This window comes from Leclercia sp. GLN_9, from assembly GCF_043105735.1.
GTDB lineage: Bacteria > Pseudomonadota > Gammaproteobacteria > Enterobacterales > Enterobacteriaceae > Enterobacter > Enterobacter adecarboxylatus.
Window position 1 is genome coordinate 401,451 of the sequence record NZ_JBICLV010000004.1, and the last position, 19,806, is coordinate 421,256.

Below are 19,806 nucleotides of genomic sequence, written 5' to 3' on the forward strand. Positions count from 1 at the left end.
GGGATTTTTCTTTGAAGCCCAAGAACATTACATGATGCAAAAGAAATCAATCTATGTGGCCTATACCGGCGGTACGATCGGTATGCAGCGCTCGGAAAACGGCTATATCCCGGTGTCGGGTCACCTGCAACGCCAACTGGCGTTAATGCCTGAGTTCCATCGCCCGGAGATGCCGGATTTCACCATTCACGAGTATGACCCGCTGATGGACTCTTCCGACATGACCCCGGAAGACTGGCAACATATCGCCGACGACATCAAGGCGCACTACGATCAGTATGATGGTTTCGTGATCCTGCATGGCACCGACACCATGGCGTTTACCGCCTCGGCGCTCTCTTTCATGCTGGAAAACCTCAGTAAACCGGTGATCGTGACCGGCTCGCAGATCCCCCTGGCGGAGCTGCGTTCCGACGGGCAGATCAACCTGCTCAATTCCCTGTACGTGGCCGCCAACTTCCCGATTAATGAAGTGAGCCTGTTCTTTAACAACCGCCTGTATCGTGGCAACCGTACCACCAAAGCGCATGCGGATGGCTTTGATGCTTTTGCCTCGCCGAACCTCTCTCCGCTGCTGGAAGCCGGGATTCATATTCGCCGCCTCGGTACGCCACCCGCCCCTCATACTACGGGCGAGCTGGTGGTTCATCCTATTATCCCGCAGCCGATTGGCGTGGTGACGATTTATCCCGGCATCTCCGCCGATGTTGTGCGTAACTTCCTCCGCCAGCCGGTAAAAGCGCTGATCCTGCGCTCCTACGGCGTGGGCAACGCCCCGCAAAACGGCGAGTTCCTTAAGGAGCTTCAGGAGGCAAGCAGCCGTGGGATCGTGGTCGTTAACCTGACCCAGTGCATGTCGGGCAAGGTGAACATGGGCGGCTATGCCACCGGAAACGCTCTGGCGCAAGCGGGGATTATCAGCGGATTCGATATGACGGTAGAAGCCACTCTGACTAAACTTCACTACTTATTGAGTCAGGATCTGGACGTGCAGTCGATTCGCACCGCGATGATGCAAAACCTGCGTGGCGAACTGACGCCAGACGAATAAGGAGTCTGCATGAAACAACGAGCCTTGTTACTGGTCGATTTACAGAATGATTTTTGTGCCGGCGGCGCGCTGGCGGTGGCTGAAGGCGACAGTACGGTGGATATCGCCAACGCTTTAATTGAGTGGTGTAAAGCCCGCGGCGAAGCGGTGGTGGCCAGCCAGGACTGGCATCCGGCAGATCACGGCAGCTTTGCCAGCCAGCACAAGGTCGAGCCTTTCACCCAGGGCGAGCTGGATGGCCTGCCACAAACGTTCTGGCCCGATCACTGTGTGCAGCACACGGAGGGCGCAGAGCTGCATCCTCTGCTGAACAGCAAAGCCATTGACGCCGTCTTCCAGAAAGGGGAAAACCCGAACATCGACAGTTACAGCGCCTTCTTTGATAACGGTCATCGGCAGAAAACCGGGCTGGATCAGTGGCTGCGCCATCACGAAATCGTGGAACTGATTGTGATGGGCCTGGCAACCGACTACTGCGTTAAATTCACCGTGCTGGATGCGCTACAGCTGGGTTACCGGGTGAACGTGATCACCGACGGCTGTCGCGGGGTCAACATCCAGCGCCAGGACAGCGCGCAGGCGTTTATGGATATGGCGGCGGAAGGCGCCACGCTGTATACGCTGGCAGACTGGCAGGAGACGCAGGCCTGATGCCGGTTTGGCCGGGCAGCACTATGCTACCCGGCCGATAATCCTTGGGATTTTTTACGGCCTGATACCTCACCCTCTCCCACAGGGAAAGGGCTCGAAGATAAAAAAACGGTAACCCGGGTTACCGTTTTTTTTTACCTCAAAACCGCTATCCGGCAGAGCATTAATGCAATTTCTGCGTGACGATCGGCTTCGGCGCAATGCCGAAATCTTCTTTAAGCTGCTGCTTACTCTTCATCACCATTTGGCCCTGGGTATCAATGGTCATGTGTTGCGCGTCTGTATTGTTGCGCGCCTGCCACAGCATCACCAGTTGCAGACAGTTCTCTTTTTGCTCCGGCGTCAGCGCCACGCCATCAGCCCATTTTCCCAGCTCGACCGCCGTGACCAGACGCTGGTATACGTCCGGCGTCATGCCCTTGATCATCTCTTCAATATTCATGTTAAATCCGACTCCAAAGGAATAATTTGCTGAATCGATTTTTCAACCTTTCATCTGGTCGCCATTCTGGTCATCAGTGAAGCTCAAAGAGGCAGAGTTGACGCAAAAACGTTCGCCTGTCGGCTGAGGACCGTCCGGGAAGACGTGACCGAGATGCGCGTCACAGTTTCCACAGCGGATCTCAATGCGCTGCATGCCGTGGCTGTTGTCGGTCAGGTAGCGAATCGCCTCCTCGCTGACCGGTTCATAAAAGCTCGGCCAGCCGCAACCGGAATCGTATTTGCTTTGGGAGTTAAACAGCGCAGCGTCACACACCAGACAGTGGTATACGCCATCCCGTTTATTATGCAGCAGACGCCCGGTAAATGGCGGTTCCGTACCGTGATTTTGCGTTACGTAGAACTGCATTTCGGTAAGGTTTTTTTTCAGGTCATCGGGGTTTTGTTGATTCGACATAGGCTTACATCTCGCAGTTGAAACAGACAACTTTTACCCTCGATTCTAACAAAACATTAACACTGAAGTATGAACTTTTGATCTAAACTTACTCGTTGCCAAAAGGCACTCGGCCAAATGTGATCTAGACCACATTTTTATGCGGCCAGCCCTTTAAAATTCCGTGCGCAGGCCCCATATGGGTGCTAGCTCCGAGGGAATGTGAGGTGAGTCAATCGAGCAAAGGTAATGCGAAGGATTGATTTGTCGCAATGATTGACACGATTCCGCTTGACGCTGCGTAAGGTTTTTGTAATTTTACACGCAACCTTTTATTCACTAACAAATAGCTGGTGGAATATATGACTATCAAAGTAGGTATCAACGGTTTTGGCCGTATCGGCCGTATTGTTTTCCGTGCTGCTCAGGAACGTTCTGACATCGAAATCGTTGGTATCAACGATCTGTTAGACGCTGAATACATGGCGTACATGCTGAAGTACGACTCAACTCACGGTCGTTTCAACGGCACCGTTGAAGTGAAAGACGGCCACCTGGTTGTCAACGGCAAAACCATCCGTGTTACTGCTGAAAAAGATCCAGCTAACCTGAAGTGGAACGAAATCGGTGTTGACGTAGTTGCTGAAGCAACCGGTATCTTCCTGACTGACGAAACTGCGCGTAAGCACATCACCGCTGGCGCGAAAAAAGTTGTTCTGACTGGTCCATCCAAAGACAACACCCCAATGTTCGTTAAAGGCGCTAACTTCGAGAAGTATGCTGGCCAGGACATCGTTTCCAACGCATCCTGCACCACCAACTGCCTGGCGCCACTGGCTAAAGTTATCAACGACAACTTCGGTATCGTTGAAGGCCTGATGACTACCGTTCACGCTACCACCGCAACTCAGAAAACCGTTGATGGCCCGTCTCACAAAGACTGGCGCGGCGGCCGCGGCGCAGCTCAGAACATCATCCCATCTTCTACCGGTGCTGCTAAAGCTGTAGGCGTTGTACTGCCAGAGCTGAACGGTAAACTGACTGGTATGGCGTTCCGCGTTCCAACTCCTAACGTATCTGTTGTTGACCTGACCGTTCGTCTGGAAAAAGCAGCAAGCTACGAAGAAATCAAGAAAGCAATCAAAGCGGCTTCTGAAGGCGCAATGAAAGGCGTTCTGGGTTACACCGAAGACGACGTTGTTTCTACCGATTTCAACGGCGAAGTGTGCACTTCCGTGTTCGATGCTAAAGCAGGTATCGCACTGAACGACAACTTCGTGAAACTGGTTTCCTGGTACGACAACGAAACCGGTTACTCTAACAAAGTTCTGGACCTGATCGCTCACATCTCTAAATAAGTGAGATGAGATTCTGATCCAAAAAGGCGACCTCGGTCGCCTTTTTTTATGGCATTAAAGACAGAGGATTGCGTAATGATTAAAACAATTTTTGCACTTCCGGTAGTCGAACAACTTACCCCTGTGCTCTCCCGTCGTCAGATTGATGATGTCGAAGTGATTGTGATTGAACACCCGCAGGTGCAGGCTTCTGTTGCCCTGCATGGCGCACACCTGCTCTCTTGGAAGCCAGAAGGCGAAGCAGAAGCGCTGTGGCTGAGCGACATCACCTCCTTTAAAAAAGGGGCGGCGATCCGCGGCGGTGTGCCAATCTGCTGGCCGTGGTTTGGCCCGTCTAAGGAGCAGGGTCTGCCGTCACACGGTTTTGCCCGCAACCTGCCATGGACGCTTCAAGCCCACAACGAAGATGAGTCCGGCGTGGTGCTGACCTTTGAACTGCAAAGCGATGACGAGACGCGTAAGCTGTGGCCGCACGACTTCACCCTTTACGCCCGCTTCAAGCTGGGTAAAACCTGTGAAATCGAACTGGAAGCGCACGGTGAATTTGAGACCACCTCTGCCCTGCACACCTATTTCAACGTCGGCGATATTGCTGCCGTAACGGTGAATGGTCTCGGCGATACTTTTATTGATAAAGTGGATAATGCGAAAGAAGGGAAACTGAACGACGGTTCGCAGACCTTCCCGGATCGTACCGACCGCGTCTATCTGAACCCGGAAGCCTGCAGCGTCATCGAAGATACAGCGCTGAACCGCGCTATCGAAGTGATCCATCACCACCACAGCAACGTGGTGGGCTGGAACCCTGGCCCGGCGCTGTCGGTAAGCATGGGTGACATCCCGGATGATGGCTATAAAACCTTCGTCTGCGTTGAAACCGCCTGTGTCAGCGAACCGCAAACCGCGACCGAAGAGAAACCTTCGCGTCTGGGACAAACTATTCACATCGTGAAGCGTTAATCCCCTGCCCTTGCCCTCTCCATGCAGAGAGGGCATTACACTCGCTTTATACCACGTCTAACGCCGTTTTTTGTTTAGGCGCCGGGAAGGCAGCATCCAGCTGCATTACTGCCTCCGCTGAGAGAGAAATTGCCAGCGCGCCTGCATTTTCTTCCACATGTTGAATTGACGAGGCTTTCGGGATTGCCATCACCTCGCGGTGACCGATCACCCACGCCAGCAGGATCTGGGCCGCCGTGGCGTTGTACTCTTTTGCCACCGCATTCACCACCGGATGATTGAACAGCCCGGTGCGTAGCCGCCCGGCCTGAGCCAGCGGGCAATAGGCCATCACCGGCATCGACTGCTGCTGACACCACGGCAGCAGATCATATTCGATACCGCGCGAGGCCAGATGATACAGCACCTGATTGGTGGCACAGGCCTGCCCGCCCGGCACCTGCCAAAGCTCCTGCATATCCGTATAATCGAGGTTCGACACGCCCCAGCGGCCAATTTTGCCCTGCTGTTGCAGCGTCTCCATCAGTTGGACGGTTTCTGCCAGAGAAAAATTTCCGCGCCAGTGCAGCAGGTACAGGTCAATATGGTCGGTACCGAGACGGCGCAGGCTCGCTTCACAGGCGGCCATGCCTTTTTGCCCTCCGGCATGCCACGGGTAGACTTTGGAGACCAGAAATACCTTGTCGCGCTGACCAGCGATTGCTTCGCCGACCACCTCTTCCGCGCCGCCGTCGGCATACATCTCGGCGGTATCAATCAGCGTCAGTCCACGTTCAATACCTGCCCGCAGGGCATCCACTTCCTGGCGGCGCTGACTCGCCTTCTCGCCCATATACCAGGTGCCCTGGCCAATGGCCGGAAGCAGGATATTGTCGCCAAAGGTAACGGTTTTTTCGCTCATCACACTCTCCTGTTTATCTGCACCACCCTAAAACAAACGGAGCGCAAGCGCTCCGTTATGATGCATAAAATGCACAGTAAAAATGCACAATCAGAAACTGTAGGTGACACCCATCGACATCAGTCCGGTCCAGGACTTATCGACCATTGGGCTGTCTTTCACTTCATCGCTAAGACGGTGGTAACGACCCGTGGCATAGACGTTCCAGTCAGCGGCAAACTTATAGCTGGCGGTCAGCTCCAGGTACGGGCTCCAGCCATCGTCTGCATCATAGCTGTTCAGGCCGCTGCGTCTTGCTTCCTTACGGGACACGCCGTAATAGTAGTCGTTGTAGTTTTCGCTGCTGTACTCCATACCGATACCCGGGGTGAGCGTCAGCCCGCCGTTGGTGTAACGGTACAACCACGCCAGATCCCAGATATAGCCGTTACTGTTATCCAGCGTATCGCCCGCCAGGGCGGTGCGCAGGAAACCGTATTCGGTGTTATGGACCCAGGAAATCCCTGCCATCATGGTGCTCTTACGTTTATCGAGCTGACGAAGCTGGTAGCTATCGCTGTCTCCTGGCTTAAAGTGCGTCGGGTCGTAATAAGCCATGATAGAGAGTTTATCGGTCTGGTCGTTCCACAGATAGTAGCCACCGCCCAGGCCGCGGAACCAGAAATTATCCCCTTCATAGGTAATCACCGGAACCGGATAGATATCACGGTCATATTGCTTATAAGGGCTATTGATTACGCCTACACCAGCACCAACTGACCACTGATTCTCCGCGTATGCTGTACTCACTGAGGTGGCAACGATAATCCCCAGTGCCAGAAGTTTGAGTTTGGTCACAATCCATTCTTTCCTGTAGTCAAATAATCAGCGAATGAAGTGTAACCGTCATTCCCCCCATTTCTCAAAATTTTTTGTTAACTAATCAATTTGATTAACCCGTCATGGTATGTGCCTTACATGACGGAACGCAGTCAGCCAGATTACCGTTCAGTGAAGGAAGTCTCTTTGTCTTGCAAGCGCTGGCTAAATTTCTGGATGAGTTATTGATATGTCATTGAAATTAGATTTTGCGTGCATGCAAGTTTTGCAAATGCCATCTACGCTTAATTTTAAGAAGCTGAATACCGAATCACCCCGCGGTTTTAGCGCCCGACCTGGCACACGGGTTGCTGCTCTTGCAGTGAGGTGCAACGGATCCCGCTTCCGGGAGCCTCTACTATTCATATGAACGGCTCTTTTCCTGTGCTAAAAAACGAAAGGACGCATGAAATCATCAACGGGAACATTCAAAAAATCTTTAACCACTCCCTAATCGGTTGTTTTTCACCCAGCCTATATCCCCCATCTCTATCTGTTAAAAACCACTACTGGATGATGCAGTTATAGATTTGTACCGTCATAGTCTACACAAACGCTTTCACATATGACCTTAGTACCGTTCCATTCGTCCTTGTAGATACTGGTATCAATACCTACCCCAGGGTGTAAGTTTAAGCCTGTGTCATTCACAAACTTCTGGTACTTACCTGATTCTCTCCGCTCGTAGCAATGTACCCCACTGTAGACAAAACCCGCTGAACCTTGAGGTACTATCCATACCCCATAGGATGCGAAAGTACTCGCATGTTCAATCACCTTGTATTCGAATTCTGAGCCTGTATAACGGCCTGTATACGCTTCTGATGTGTTGATCTTACCGAATGGGGGATTGCCGTAGGCAACGTCATAGAAACGGTCTGGTGAGTACTGGAGAGCGTCACCAATGATCCATTCCGCTTCTGGTAGCACCCGCTTTCCAATCATCACGTATTCAGGATTGAGTTCTACACATGTAATGTGATTTGGCTTGTTTCTTAGGTACTGGTAGTAACTGAGGCGACCAATACCCGCACAGAGTTCAATACATACTCCAGTACAACCAGCATCAAGTATGAAATCCCATGCGAGCATTTCAGGTGTGAAGAAAGCACCAGTAGCACCGATACCATCGCCTTTGTAGTTATTGAAGATAAACTCTTTATCGTCTTGTGTTAATTGCTTATCTGAATGAATAAGATCCATTACTCTTATGTGTAATGTAGATTCCTTTTTTGAAATTCTTGCCATAAAATACCCTTGTACAGTTGTTGTACGGGTATTTAGGAAAATAATAATGAAAAACCTATCTATGGTTTTAATCCCATTAGCTTTAGTGGGTTGTGCAGCAGTGCAGTATAATGATGGTAACACTGTAAGTATTCAGTCTGATGGTTGGTATGGTTTGGATAGTTTACAAAAAACAGCTAATGCCTCTTGCCAGCAGTATGGGAAAAGTAAAGCCACTTATATACATAGTGCAAATATGAACCCTAACCTGCCTAAAGGTAGTGGTGTCCAAAACACTATTTGGAAATGTGAGTAAAAATGTAAGGTTGACAGGAGAAAATTATGAGCCTTATAGATTTAAGTTTGTCCGGTTTATCGAAACCAGGAACAAAACTCATTGAAAAGGTAAGCGATGCCATTGGGGTTCTTTATGAGCCAACAAGGATACGTAAAAAAGCAAAAGCGGAGTCCGAGGCTAAACGTACTGAGTTAATTTCAAAATTAGAGCTTGAAGGGTTAGAAAAACGAGCGGTTGAGCGTTTTCTCAAGCGTGAAGCTAAACGGCAAGAAAACATAGAAAATATAACTCTTCAAGCTGCACAAAATCTTTCTGATACAGATACCATCACTGACATTGAAGAGGAATGGATAGAAGCTTTCTTTAGAGAATGTGAAGATATTAATGATGAGCAGATGCAAACCATCTGGGGGAAAATTCTTTCTGAAGAGGCAAAATCAAAGGGCTCTTTTAGTCGTCGAACCTTAAAACTGCTATCAACTTTAAATAAAGAGGAAGCAAATTTAATCACGTTTTTTGGTAAATTTGTTTGGGCTGCGAGTCATCTTACACCGGTCATTCCATGTGATGAAAACGGTAATACAGAAGGTATCACTTTTAGTCAGTTGGCAATCTTAGACTCATTGGGAGTTATTCAGCAAGGATTAGGTTACAGTTTAACTTTCCATCAACAAATCGCTTACCTATCCTATTACGGCATAGGCATCCTTGTAGAATTTCAAGAAAACAATCCGACTACATGGACACTTTCAACAGGGCCAGCTTTGCTTTCACCCATCGGTGAGGAATTAATGAAAATTTGCGGTTCCTCTCCTGACTTTGAATATTTAAATAAATTCGTTGAAGAAACTAATAAAGAAGTCAGCAGAGTAAAATTAACATTATTATCTAATTAAAATTAGGCCGGTTCCCCCGGCCTAATTCCCACCAACCAGAATTAAAAGTACTTGTAATAGTTGACCTAATGGTACTTGAATGACGACGACACCAAATGCATCGAGTACAGGTACAATAATCCAATTATAAAGAATAATTAGAGTTAGTACGAATCCCAAAGCGTTACGCCAGTGGAATGTTATTTTTTCAATTTCTTCTCTGTAAGTCTCTATCTGTCCTTCGGAATTTGTTTTTTCTTCATCTACTTGAATAGTCTTTCTTTTAATAAAGAAGTCTATCCCTTTGAATAATATATTAATCAGTCTCTTCATGTTAAATCCTCCAGTAGTTCTCTGACCTTCTGCATATGTTCTTTGTTCATTCGACCCGTAAACTTGAACTTAGCCATTAATGCTTTGTTCAGACTCCCCCACTGAGAACACAACATACAGATAAGTGCTGACTCACAGTGAAGTGCTTCGGCGTATGTAGGGAAACAAGCAAGAATACTTTTCTTGTACTGTTCACCCGCTTCAATCTTCTCTATCACCGTTTTGCTACTACTACAGTACTCTTCCCAATTACTTTGTTTACTGTCTGCTTTAATTTCTGAAACATTCTTGATTCCTTTCCATAGTCGTTTTTGACCAATATAGAATTCGCCCGATTGTGGAAACTGAATTATATAAACAAAACATGCCGTTTCTTCGGGAATTAAATCTTCATTCCTATACCACATTTGCCACTCATTTTTATAACTATCCATTTAATTAATTTCCTTAATAAATACTGTATCAATTATTTATCGAGGAACGAGAACGAATGAGTGTTAATAAAGTTGAAGTACTACAAATGTTGAAACGCCTAGAAGGTACTAAGCAATATCAGGAAAAAATAGGTTATTTCAAGAATGGCAAATTCTGGACCTATAAAGATTCACTAGGATATGAAACTATTGGTTACGGTCATTTAGTACTACCAGGTGAAAAAGAACATTTTAAAAATGGCATTACAGAAGCACAGGCAAACCAACTTCTAGAAATCGATTACCAAAAAGCGATTGATGGTACTAACTCGTTAAATCTAGGTTTATCTGTAGATTCACGCTGGTATTCATTGGTAACAGTACTTGTTTTCCAGTTAGGTTTAAAAGGATTCAGTAATTTTAAACGTTGCATCTATGCACTCAAAACACAGAATTATGCTACGGCCATATTAGAACTAAAAGATAGTAAACTGTACCACCAGACACCAAACCGAATTGATCAGTTGATTAAATGGGTAATAAGAGGATAAAACAATAAAGCCAGCGTAATGCTGGCTTTATTGTTAGTGTTGTTGTACTTCCAGTATCGTTAGAATCCTGGAAAGCTTAACATCGATATCAAGTAAACGATTTTGTACTGACCGTAGTTCTGTTGCAAAAAGTACTTGATCCTGACTCATAGTTTCAAGTTGTTGTTTTAATAATCGTTGTTCTGCTTCAAGATCTGAAATACGTTTGTAAAGTTGATCTGAATCCATTTTATGCTCCCTGTACCTTGACAGTACTAATCCGCATAAAGCAATACATGCACTACCAATACCGATCATAGTTGATGTAATTACCATGTTTTATCCTAATATAATTGACAGTAGTATCACCACCCATAACGGTAGACCTGCGAAACAATACAAACCTGCAAGTGCAACTACTGCCACCACCCAAATAATATATTCAAGTTTTGTTTTTCTCATAATTTTTACTCCATAAGATTAATATAGAGTATTTATTTTATTCATCTAAAAATGACTCTTTAAACTGAACAAGATACAACTGAATATTTATGCCTTTTACAAATAGTTTGTAAGAGTCGATAACCTGTACTTTGTATATTTCGTCAAAGTACTGCCAATCTGTAATATCACCTTTTTCTAATAATGGATAACGATCTTGTAAATCATAAAATCCAACATTCATAAGATCATAGCCCATCACATCAAGCCCATAGCCTGTATAGTACTTTGCATCAATAAGAATCTTATTGAAAGGGATATTACACATCAATACATCACATCCGTTCAGTTTAATATTTTTAGTTATTTCTTCATCATATGGTTGCTGCAATTTAAACGCTCCTCAATGTAAACTGTCCACGCATAGTATTTAGCACTAATCTTGCTTTTTGTTCAGTCTCATTAAAGAAATCATAGATAATCTTGCGTTTCTTTTTCTCGTATTTCCCTATAACTCGTCCACCTCTTTTTTTCTTCTTCTGGCTAGTATCAATCAAGTACTTCTTACCGTTTTGTTCAACTACTTTGTACCTCTTACCCATTTGGGTATGCAGGCTTGCAATGTTGCCCTGAGCCGTTAATCTTGCACTGCTAGTAGGCACAATTTTATTAAACATTGTCTGATCATCTGTGAGTACTGAACGTAAGTATGCAACCTGTTGACCACGTACTATGATCTGGTTCGTTCTGGTTCCATTACCATGTTGAATGAAGTTGAAGAATATCGCTCGTTTGGTAAAAGCTACTGCTCCACCATCTACTGTATTGTTAATATCATCCTGTACCTGTTTAGCTAGTGCCCGGCAACGCTTGGTTAGTTCTGATTGAAATGAAGTAATGAATGCTTGCCCTTGTTGGTTAAGTATTCGTACTGCATTAGCAGGGGTTGCCCCCTGCTGAAAAGATCCTGTTATCATATTATGCTCTCCCTACAATAACCGTTAAATCAGGCCCGTTATAAGTAGTTAAATTTCCATTTGACCGTAAATCAACTGTTAATGTTACAGCTACGCCTGCTGGAATTGTCATCGATGCAGAACCAACAGTAATATCACTTTCAAGACCTCTGGCAGATATGCTCGCAACTCGTAATACACTCCCATTCGCATATACACTAACAGCACGTGTGTTAGTTGATTCTCGCGGAGGAGTAAAAGTCCCATCATACCCGCCCTTTACAGTCACTGGGATACACGGAATAGTTAGAACACGGGCAAACTGTGGTTCTGCTGGGATGGTTATACCACCCGCTCCTAACAGAAACATACGCATAATATCTCCCTGAATGCTGTTTGCTTTCAGATTATCAATGGTACAGTTAATGAAGCTACCATTAGTGAATGAACCGCCTGATGCATATACAATACCTTTGAAATAGCCGTTCTCTGCGTAAACGTCTCCTTTGAAGTAACCATTCTCAGCAAAAACGCTACCCCTGAAATAACCATTATTGAAATAGCTGGTTCCATCCTTACGAATACACCAGCCCTGACCACCATCAGAAGGCCAGGCGTCAATCCAGTTATTCGAACTAATCTGATTACCAATTTTTGCGTTGTTAATTGCACCGTCCTGAATTTTAGCATTACTTATACTTGCATCGGCAATCATCGCCTGCCCAATACTGGCATTAGCAATCATAGCTGAGTTGATGTATACCCTGTTATTCTGTACTGCAAATGGGATAAACGGACTACTGACATTACTGGAAGTTTTAGCAGTAATGATCTTGAAATCATCAGCTACGAAATACACAGCACTTGCTTTGGTATTTGCATCTGCATAGATACCCATACCTGCAACAGTACCATTTGCATTTACCTTCAATTCGTAATGACTGTTAACACTATTTTTCAGTGCATCAATATTAGTAGTCATTGCAGTACTGACTGAACTGATATTACCATTTAATTCAGATTTAGCCTGAGTCAGTGCAGTACTTTGAGCGGTGTCTTTAGTCGTTATGGTATTGTTAAGCGTTGCTACCTGAGCCGTGATATTACTATTAATGCTGCTTACCTGTGCATTCAATGCTGCGGTCTGTGCAGAATCTTTAGTAGTGATGGTCTGGTTCAAAGTAGTTACTGCTGCACTGATATCACTTGCTGTCTTACTGGTTAGGTTTGTGATTGCTGTAGAGTTGGCATTATCACCATCTGTAATCAACTTTGTCGTTTTAGTTTCAGATGCACCGATCTTAGTTGTGGTGTTCGCGTTGGCCTGTGTAACTGCATCACTGATAGCAGTACTGATCTTTCCGTCCAGATGTAGGAAATCATTTAGTGACTGTTCATCCTGTGCAGACCAGTTAACTTTTGATTGCAGATCTACATACACACCTGACGAGTAGATAATCGAGTCCTGCCCGAAATTGTCATAAGCTCCTGCACGTACATAGTACTTCCCATCAGCAACCGGAAAACTATGCATGAACGGACTGTTAGTACCGAACGTTTTAAGGTTCTGTGTGAAAGTACTGTTAGTTGCTACCTGAACGTTTACCCCGGCAAAGTCAGTAGCCCCTGCTTCTGGGTTATCGTACTGAACGAATATTGACTGATAACCAGCATTAGCCGTAAATCCAGTTAAGCCCGGGCATTGTGGGTTAGTCACTGTGATACGTGCTTCTGCACTGTAGATACTGCTGTTATGACCCCACGCGACAACACCGAAAGTACGTGTACGGCTAAGAGTATCCAGCTTGTTCATTGCATAGGTGTATGTGAACTGGTTCGCCTGGATGAAGTAAGAACGCTTCTTCACCATCCCGGTATCGTAGATGATGATTTCGTACTTGTTGAAGTACTCGCTGAACTTCTTACCGTTCACAGTTACATATAGCTGATCATCCCATCCGATGATGAAATCCAGTGCATCGGTAGTAGTTGCAGTACTGCCACGGTTGATAAGCTGCAATCCAGTAATAGCAGGCAAAGTAAATGCAAAGTCTGGTACTACACCGTTTTGTGTAACCTTGTCTGACACAATCCCTAAGTTATTAAAGGCGGCTACGGCAAAATCGTACTGAACGCCTGCTGTGAGGCCGTATAGCTCATATGACTCTACATACTGGTTAGTACTGCCGCCATACGTCCATGTTTGAGTACCTGTCTGACGGTAATAGACGTAGTAACCCCTTAAGTACTGATCGATACTGGCTGACCAGGTTAGTACTACGGTTTGCCCCTGATTGGTTGCACCCTTTTTAACAACGGATAGGTTAGACGGCGGCTGTACTGCTACTGGTGAAGGTAAAGAACCTTCCCAACCGTACATAGGAACGTCTACCCCTTCATAGATCCCCTGGAAGTACTCAACGCATTGCAACTGAACCATGCCGATTGAATCAGTGTTAGTACTGATAGATTTACCGATGATTCTAAATAGCTTGTTCTGATATCCATGTTCGGCAAAATTAACGGTAATTACATCCCATACTTTTAAATCCCATCCTGAATCTGTAGCAAAACTAATTGTATTGTGAGAGTACTTACCCTTGAGTAATTCAATATTAATAAGATGTTCTACCTGAGACTTGCCATATACCCATGAATAATCAAGAGCCTTTGTAATAATCAGTCCATCACTGGTTAGCACATCACTTGCTGCAATATCAGAAGGAATACGTAAAATGTCATCTGAGTAATTATTAGTTATATTCTTCCATGTTGCATCGATTGTATTGAAGTAGTCACTGATACCAGTTGTAGTACTGGTGAATTCACCGAATATAGTACTTTCATCAAATGTCTGTACTGACAATGCCGGAATATCTACTGTTAGATACAGTTTACCACAATGAATACTTGTGATACCGCCGAATGTCATCAACAATTTTTCAATGTTTGACTTATAGGTATCCTGATAATTGATTGCTCCATTACTGAACATTGCGTACTGCTTACAGTACTGTGCTGCTGTCTGGAATGATGCTAAATCAATGTTACCAGGACTCACAGCAAGGCCGTACTCTGTGTTAGTTATGTAATCATATAATTGGTTAACAGGGTTGTTACTGACGATTGTAGTACTGGTAGTTAGATCGTATATTTTCTTACCAGAACATTCAGCAGTTAGTACATAATTATCATTGACCAGTAAGTTATCTTCTAATGACTTTTGGGTTTTCTTGATAACAGTATAAACCTGTACGATCCCATTACCTTTAAAAGTACTGTTGTTCCATTGAGAACCACCATAAGTACCCGCTAATACTTTACCCGCCGTGTAATTTGGCTTGCCGAAATAAACCTCTAATTGCAGAAGGTCGCGGTACTTTGCGTTAATTAAGCCACTTGCTACTACTCCCTCAGATGTGATCGGACTCGTCAGTACTGGTTCATCATCAATCCAGATTTGACTAATCTTGTTAATCTCACCCATTGCAAGGGCATGACTTGTAAACAAGTACTGGCTTGAATTGTTCTGTACGTTATACCAGTTAACGATACTGCCGCATTTGACCTTATCACCGTACAAGATAGGTATACCCGATTGCGGTGAAGTACTTCGGCTTAACGTTGTAGCACTATCTGTATGAGGGGTAATACCGGGCATCTGTGATAACATCGATGTTGCTACTAATGAGGCTGCTCCAGCCCCTGCCCCCCATGCTGCTGCGGCTGTAAGACTTGCCCCGCCCGTCCATGCGGCTGCTGCGACTGCAACGGCTGTGATTAATGCACCGACTAACCCAGCACCTGAAATTTTACCGCCCATTATTCACCCCCACCGTTAGCAGGAGTGATACGGTAGTACTTCCAATCACTAATCCACGGTAGTACTGCAACATTGAACCCTGTACTGTCAGTGTTCAGTGCAATGTACTTACCATCGAGTACTACAGAACCGTGAATACCTTTAACCATAATGTCACCGAATACAGGCGTATCTACCAGTACACCGTGTTGCTTACAGATCTCTTCTAATGAACCTAATTCATGCTTAGTGAATAACTTCTGCCCTGCTTTGATGGTCTTGTATTTGCCAATAGCCAGATCGGTATAATTAGTACCGCATACTTGATCAATAACCTTAAGTACAAGAATATTACAATCATTCTGACCTAATTCGAACTGAGTACTAATACATGCCTGTGCAATGTTATGAATTTTAATAATGTTGTTTCTCATTTCTTATACTTCCATGTTTGCTGAGAGTTGATCTTTCCTAATAGTGAAAAGTACGCATCATTCTTATGAGTACTTTGATGTACAGAGTTAGCGGCTAAAGTACGCTGTTGAACGTCCAGTTTCTTCCATATACTGTTAACGTAAACGGTAAGTTCATTCTTAATATCTTCATTATTCGAAATAGATTCAAAGTAGTCGATGTAACCACTAAACATTAATGAATTATCAAGTACTGTAGCGTTTGCAGGGTTGAGTATCGTTAGCCATAAATTAACTTGTGCGTTTTTCAGTTCTCCAGATAATGCCAGTGCCTGAAATGACTGATTAACATTACTGACCTTGAAAGATAGCGATTCATTACTAATATCTTTCTGTTCAGTGAATGAACCAAACGAATCATTTATAAAATCTGGAAAACTGGTGTATAGATTGCCTGAAATATTCAGGTCAATATAACCATCATTAAGATGTAGTGCCTGTACTCCCGATCCCTGTACTGGATAGATATCAACACATTTAACTGTAACGCCTAACTGCATGACTTCTGATACTGATAACTGTGATTTATTGCCACCTCTCGTAAGGTTCCAGTACTGCAACAGAGCCGGATTAGTGAATACTGCTGAGTTCATTACAGTGCCTCCGTTGCTTTTACTTGCAGAGACATAATATTTGTCGATGGCAAGTTAAGATCACAATCAACGTCAATAATGAATGAACCACTAATACCCTGATAACGGATAACTTCACCTGCCTGTACGTTCTGACGTAAGGCCGGAAATACGGTAATAGATGTACCTGTACTGGCAATAATACGATGAATTTTAGTACTATTCTGGAATGTAACTAAAGTACCTACTTCCAGTGTATTAGCATTACAAGGGATAACAGTACCGCCTTTGCTAACAGTTGCTGTACTTGATACTGTACCAATTTGATTACCTGTGTACTGGCTAAAATAACCTAAATCGGTAGTAAATGGTTTACCCTGTGAGTACTGAGCAATGAAATTCAGTACTTCCTGTCGGTCTGCCTGATTGAATTGAAGATTGAATGAAATCTGATAGTACTGAATACCTGTACTGCGTCGGTTCTGTGTACCCGTCCAACTTTTATTAGAGTAAGCTGGTTCTATATTTTGTAACTTGAAGTCACTTATTTTTATATTGTTCGTAAATAAAGCCATTTTAAATTCTCCTGGATTTACAGTATTTATCCAAATCCAGGACGTAAAAAAGCCAGCATTTAGCTGGACTTGTGATGATGAAAATGATCCAACGGTACTACCATTTATATAGGTTTTTTCATCGACCGTTGGATCATTTTTAGGTACTACGTGTTTGTGCTGCTCGTACTGCCTGCATCACATTTGCAGAATGTTTCTTTAGCATCGTCTGGAATTGCTGATCGGTAATCTGACCACCACCATTAACTACTAACGGTGCATTGATTACAGTCTGACCAGTACCACTATTATCTGGCTTATCTTGCTGTTTCAGGAATTGAGTTAAATCACGATTCGTATTGTTGTTAACTACACGTTCACCCGCTTTCAGTATCCATGTACTTTCATCACGTCCACCCAGCTTAGGTACTGAATCAATACCACTGTGAGCCTGACCTTGAATCTGTGTACCACGTGCGGTACTTATTATGCTGGCCCCAAGACTCGCTACGGTAGCATAGTTGGCAAAGTTAGCAGGCCACGGCGTAGCCATAGCATTAGCCAGAGCCTCCTGAATCTTCATAACGATATTGGCAATACTGATCGACTTACCAACGATAAACGCCGCCTGAGCCGCTTTATTGCCCTTCCCTGCAACACCTTCGAGCATAGTACCGATACTGGTTGCTGTATCTGCAAAGGTCTGTATCTGTAACTGGCTGTTCTGGCGTTCTACTGCTGCGGCTTTATTATTGTACCGTGCTGTTAGTTCAGCCTTACGCTTTTCAAATTCTTCTTTTGAGATTAACTTATCTGCGTATAGCTGCTGATCAATCTGAATTTCAAAATCACGTTGCTTATATAGTTCATCCTGCTGTGCTTTAATATCAACCTGATTACCAAATACATTATTGGGATCATGTAGTCCTGAACGTACATCCTGTGCAGAAAGAATCTTCTGGATATGTTCTGGCGTAATGTTCTGTACGTTACCGATACTAAGTGCTGCAAGATTTTCCGATAACTGCTGTGGATCGGTAGCTTCAAGCATTTCTGTAATGAGGCGTTTAGAACCCTCAAGCCTTGCTTGCTGTTGCCTGGTAATGATTCTGGTTTTCTGTTCTTCATTAAGATTTAGAATGCTTAATGCCTCATCCATCTTTTTACGTAACTCGTTCTGAGAGTAGTTATATTGAAGTACTCGTGTTTCCGCTTCATTACGTCCTAACTGTGACATTACCTGGTTAAGGTTAATACGTGCCTGTACCTGCTTCTGAGCTAACGCTTTAGCGGCATCTGCTGCTTTCTTCTCACCGTCTGGATCACGTAGAACATAGGGTTTAGTGATGCCCGGTTTATTAGATTCTGACTGTGGCATAGCACTGTTTGAATACTGCCCCTGCCCCCATGAATCCGGTAATGCATGATGATTACCTAATGATGCAAAGTCATATGCAAATCGCTTTAAGTTTGCACCCATCTGATCAAATGAAGGAAAATGCCAATCACCTGCAAAAATGTTACGTAACTCGTTTAATGCCTCAATCACTGGTAGTAGAGCATTAACTCTGAACTCCTGAAAGTTACGATCTAACTGAGCAATATTTTGCTGATACAGTGCATATGCTTGTGCTGTATCGGTAGTAATACCTACATGCTGTTTCTCAATAGCGGCAATGGCTTCAACTTCTGATTTGTACTGTTTAAGTACTGGCAATAACTTACTTGAATCACTGGCGATACTTTCCATAGCGTTCGTGATCTCAGCATTTGATTTACCCGCCTTTTGCAGTTCATAGAATGTTTTGATGATCATCTTTATACCGCCATCGGCATCATTCATGTACTTAGTAAAGCCTTGAAGATTTACACCCCATGCTTTTAGATCATCCCCGAAACCGCCTTTACCTTCGCGAAAAAAATCACCCATATGATCTTTCGAGTCGATATTGTACTGTGCAAAAGTATCATATTCGATATTAAGACCAGCAAAAGCACCTTTTAATTTCTGTAGCTGCTCTACAGTCATACCTGAACTGTTAGCGGCATCATTCAGTACTTTAACGTAATCACTTGCCGCATTTACTTGTGATGCAACTACTGCCGTTAATGCACCAAAGCCGCCTGCAAGAGCCAGTACACCAGTATTCATCCCGCCGATTTGCCCGGTTAAACTACCAAAATTACCAGCAAGCCCCGCTAATGATCCGCCTGCTTGAGTACTGAAACTGTTAAGGCTATTTCCGGCAGTAGCTAATGCACGTTGTAAGCCAGTAGCATTACCATTAATATTAAAAACTAATTGTTGATTATTCTGTGCCATTCCTTAGCCCTCCAGTAATGAAATTCATCATTGCGGAATTTTGTAATTGTTGTTTCGCTTGTTCAGCTTCATCCTGTTCCTGAATACGTTCATGTACTGTTTTATTAGAAAGTAATCCGTACATATCCCAATCGTTTACACTGGCTCTCTTCATCCCTGCTTCGGTTAAATTACCACTGGACATTAAAATCAAATGTGCAAGGTTTGAGTACTTAATATGCTCAAACCTTGACCCGGATGGTTCAATACTGGAATCGTAAATCATCATATATTCGAAAAGTTCTGGATCAATTAATTCCAGTTCTGATGGACTCAATCCACGTTTGTTAAGTAGTTTCAGGGTAAACATCAAA

At 44.4% G+C, this 19,806-nt stretch carries 23 protein-coding genes; 7 read left to right on the top strand and 16 right to left on the bottom strand.

Features of this window, described 5'->3' with window-relative positions:
- Window positions 1–34 precede the first annotated feature (34 nt).
- The gene (ansA, locus tag ACF8PE_RS02000) at window positions 35–1,051 is read left to right on the top strand and encodes an asparaginase (RefSeq protein WP_262660407.1); all 1,017 of its coding nucleotides are present in this window, start codon (window positions 35–37) and stop codon (window positions 1,049–1,051) included.
- Between the two features lie 9 nt (window positions 1,052–1,060).
- On the top strand, window positions 1,061–1,702 hold the full coding sequence (pncA, locus tag ACF8PE_RS02005) for a bifunctional nicotinamidase/pyrazinamidase (protein ID WP_077226406.1): 642 nt from the start codon (window positions 1,061–1,063) through the stop codon (window positions 1,700–1,702).
- 163 nt (window positions 1,703–1,865) lie between these two features.
- Here pncA and ACF8PE_RS02010 read toward each other — a convergent pair whose 3' ends face one another.
- Together ACF8PE_RS02010 and msrB are read right to left on the bottom strand one after the other, a co-directional pair.
- Window positions 1,866–2,144, bottom strand: a complete 279-nt coding sequence (locus ACF8PE_RS02010; protein WP_279868765.1) for a YeaC family protein — start codon at window positions 2,142–2,144, stop codon at window positions 1,866–1,868.
- A gap of 42 nt (window positions 2,145–2,186) precedes the next feature.
- The gene (msrB, locus tag ACF8PE_RS02015) at window positions 2,187–2,600 is read right to left on the bottom strand and encodes a peptide-methionine (R)-S-oxide reductase MsrB (protein WP_077226407.1); all 414 of its coding nucleotides are present in this window, start codon (window positions 2,598–2,600) and stop codon (window positions 2,187–2,189) included.
- Between the two features lie 341 nt (window positions 2,601–2,941).
- On the opposite strand from msrB, the gene gapA reads away from it, so the two are divergent.
- Together gapA and ACF8PE_RS02025 are read left to right on the top strand one after the other, a co-directional pair.
- On the top strand, window positions 2,942–3,937 hold the full coding sequence (gapA, locus tag ACF8PE_RS02020; RefSeq protein ID WP_032617687.1) for a glyceraldehyde-3-phosphate dehydrogenase: 996 nt from the start codon (window positions 2,942–2,944) through the stop codon (window positions 3,935–3,937).
- A 75-nt stretch (window positions 3,938–4,012) separates the two neighbouring features.
- Window positions 4,013–4,897, top strand: coding sequence for a D-hexose-6-phosphate mutarotase (locus ACF8PE_RS02025; RefSeq protein ID WP_059308179.1), 885 nt, complete (start codon window positions 4,013–4,015; stop codon window positions 4,895–4,897).
- 46 nt (window positions 4,898–4,943) lie between these two features.
- Here ACF8PE_RS02025 and ACF8PE_RS02030 read toward each other — a convergent pair whose 3' ends face one another.
- From ACF8PE_RS02030 to ACF8PE_RS02040, 3 genes are all read right to left on the bottom strand, one after another.
- Window positions 4,944–5,798: an aldo/keto reductase gene (locus ACF8PE_RS02030; RefSeq protein ID WP_392494388.1), complete on the bottom strand. Its 855-nt coding sequence runs from the start codon at window positions 5,796–5,798 to the stop codon at window positions 4,944–4,946.
- Between the two features lie 90 nt (window positions 5,799–5,888).
- Window positions 5,889–6,635 carry a MipA/OmpV family protein gene (locus ACF8PE_RS02035; protein WP_032617683.1) on the bottom strand — a complete coding sequence of 249 codons (747 nt, stop codon included), beginning with the start codon at window positions 6,633–6,635 and terminating at the stop codon, window positions 5,889–5,891.
- Window positions 6,636–7,178: 543 nt separating this feature from the next.
- Window positions 7,179–7,904, bottom strand: coding sequence for a methyltransferase (locus ACF8PE_RS02040; protein ID WP_392494390.1), 726 nt, complete (start codon window positions 7,902–7,904; stop codon window positions 7,179–7,181).
- A gap of 46 nt (window positions 7,905–7,950) precedes the next feature.
- Here ACF8PE_RS02040 and ACF8PE_RS02045 point away from each other — a divergent pair, with 46 nt between their 5' ends.
- Together ACF8PE_RS02045 and ACF8PE_RS02050 are read left to right on the top strand one after the other, a co-directional pair.
- The gene (locus ACF8PE_RS02045) at window positions 7,951–8,199 is read left to right on the top strand and encodes a hypothetical protein (RefSeq protein WP_392494392.1); all 249 of its coding nucleotides are present in this window, start codon (window positions 7,951–7,953) and stop codon (window positions 8,197–8,199) included.
- Between the two features lie 26 nt (window positions 8,200–8,225).
- Complete coding sequence (locus ACF8PE_RS02050) at window positions 8,226–9,077, top strand: DUF2806 domain-containing protein (RefSeq protein ID WP_392494394.1); 852 nt, start codon at window positions 8,226–8,228, stop codon at window positions 9,075–9,077.
- 21 nt (window positions 9,078–9,098) lie between these two features.
- Here ACF8PE_RS02050 and ACF8PE_RS02055 read toward each other — a convergent pair whose 3' ends face one another.
- Window positions 9,099–9,389, bottom strand: a complete 291-nt coding sequence (locus ACF8PE_RS02055) for a hypothetical protein (protein ID WP_392494395.1) — start codon at window positions 9,387–9,389, stop codon at window positions 9,099–9,101.
- The gene (locus tag ACF8PE_RS02060; protein WP_392494397.1) at window positions 9,386–9,823 is read right to left on the bottom strand and encodes a hypothetical protein; all 438 of its coding nucleotides are present in this window, start codon (window positions 9,821–9,823) and stop codon (window positions 9,386–9,388) included. The genes ACF8PE_RS02055 and ACF8PE_RS02060 overlap by 4 nt, the downstream gene beginning before the upstream one ends.
- Window positions 9,824–9,879: 56 nt before the next feature.
- On the opposite strand from ACF8PE_RS02060, the gene ACF8PE_RS02065 reads away from it, so the two are divergent.
- On the top strand, window positions 9,880–10,353 hold the full coding sequence (locus ACF8PE_RS02065) for a glycoside hydrolase family protein (RefSeq protein ID WP_392494398.1): 474 nt from the start codon (window positions 9,880–9,882) through the stop codon (window positions 10,351–10,353).
- Window positions 10,354–10,386: 33 nt separating this feature from the next.
- Here the strand turns inward: ACF8PE_RS02065 and ACF8PE_RS02070 are convergent, their stop codons facing one another.
- From ACF8PE_RS02070 to ACF8PE_RS02110, 9 genes are all read right to left on the bottom strand, one after another.
- Window positions 10,387–10,581 carry a hypothetical protein gene (locus ACF8PE_RS02070; RefSeq protein WP_392494400.1) on the bottom strand — a complete coding sequence of 65 codons (195 nt, stop codon included), beginning with the start codon at window positions 10,579–10,581 and terminating at the stop codon, window positions 10,387–10,389.
- A gap of 250 nt (window positions 10,582–10,831) precedes the next feature.
- The gene (locus tag ACF8PE_RS02075) at window positions 10,832–11,164 is read right to left on the bottom strand and encodes a hypothetical protein (RefSeq protein WP_392494402.1); all 333 of its coding nucleotides are present in this window, start codon (window positions 11,162–11,164) and stop codon (window positions 10,832–10,834) included.
- Between the two features lies 1 nt (window position 11,165).
- The gene (locus ACF8PE_RS02080) at window positions 11,166–11,750 is read right to left on the bottom strand and encodes a hypothetical protein (protein ID WP_392494404.1); all 585 of its coding nucleotides are present in this window, start codon (window positions 11,748–11,750) and stop codon (window positions 11,166–11,168) included.
- Between the two features lies 1 nt (window position 11,751).
- On the bottom strand, window positions 11,752–15,552 hold the full coding sequence (locus ACF8PE_RS02085) for a fibronectin type III domain-containing protein (protein ID WP_392494406.1): 3,801 nt from the start codon (window positions 15,550–15,552) through the stop codon (window positions 11,752–11,754).
- The gene (locus ACF8PE_RS02090; protein ID WP_392494407.1) at window positions 15,552–15,965 is read right to left on the bottom strand and encodes a DUF6950 family protein; all 414 of its coding nucleotides are present in this window, start codon (window positions 15,963–15,965) and stop codon (window positions 15,552–15,554) included. The genes ACF8PE_RS02085 and ACF8PE_RS02090 overlap by 1 nt, the downstream gene beginning before the upstream one ends.
- Window positions 15,962–16,597 carry a DUF2163 domain-containing protein gene (locus tag ACF8PE_RS02095; RefSeq protein ID WP_392494409.1) on the bottom strand — a complete coding sequence of 212 codons (636 nt, stop codon included), beginning with the start codon at window positions 16,595–16,597 and terminating at the stop codon, window positions 15,962–15,964. Before ACF8PE_RS02095 ends, ACF8PE_RS02090 begins: the two co-directional genes overlap by 4 nt.
- The gene (locus tag ACF8PE_RS02100) at window positions 16,597–17,151 is read right to left on the bottom strand and encodes a hypothetical protein (protein WP_392494411.1); all 555 of its coding nucleotides are present in this window, start codon (window positions 17,149–17,151) and stop codon (window positions 16,597–16,599) included. Before ACF8PE_RS02100 ends, ACF8PE_RS02095 begins: the two co-directional genes overlap by 1 nt.
- A 139-nt stretch (window positions 17,152–17,290) precedes the next feature.
- Window positions 17,291–19,453, bottom strand: coding sequence for a hypothetical protein (locus ACF8PE_RS02105; protein ID WP_392494413.1), 2,163 nt, complete (start codon window positions 19,451–19,453; stop codon window positions 17,291–17,293).
- Window positions 19,440–19,802 (bottom strand): hypothetical protein, encoded by a 363-nt coding sequence (locus ACF8PE_RS02110; protein ID WP_392494414.1) that lies wholly within the window; start codon window positions 19,800–19,802, stop codon window positions 19,440–19,442. Before ACF8PE_RS02110 ends, ACF8PE_RS02105 begins: the two co-directional genes overlap by 14 nt.
- Window positions 19,803–19,806: the final 4 nt, after the last annotated feature.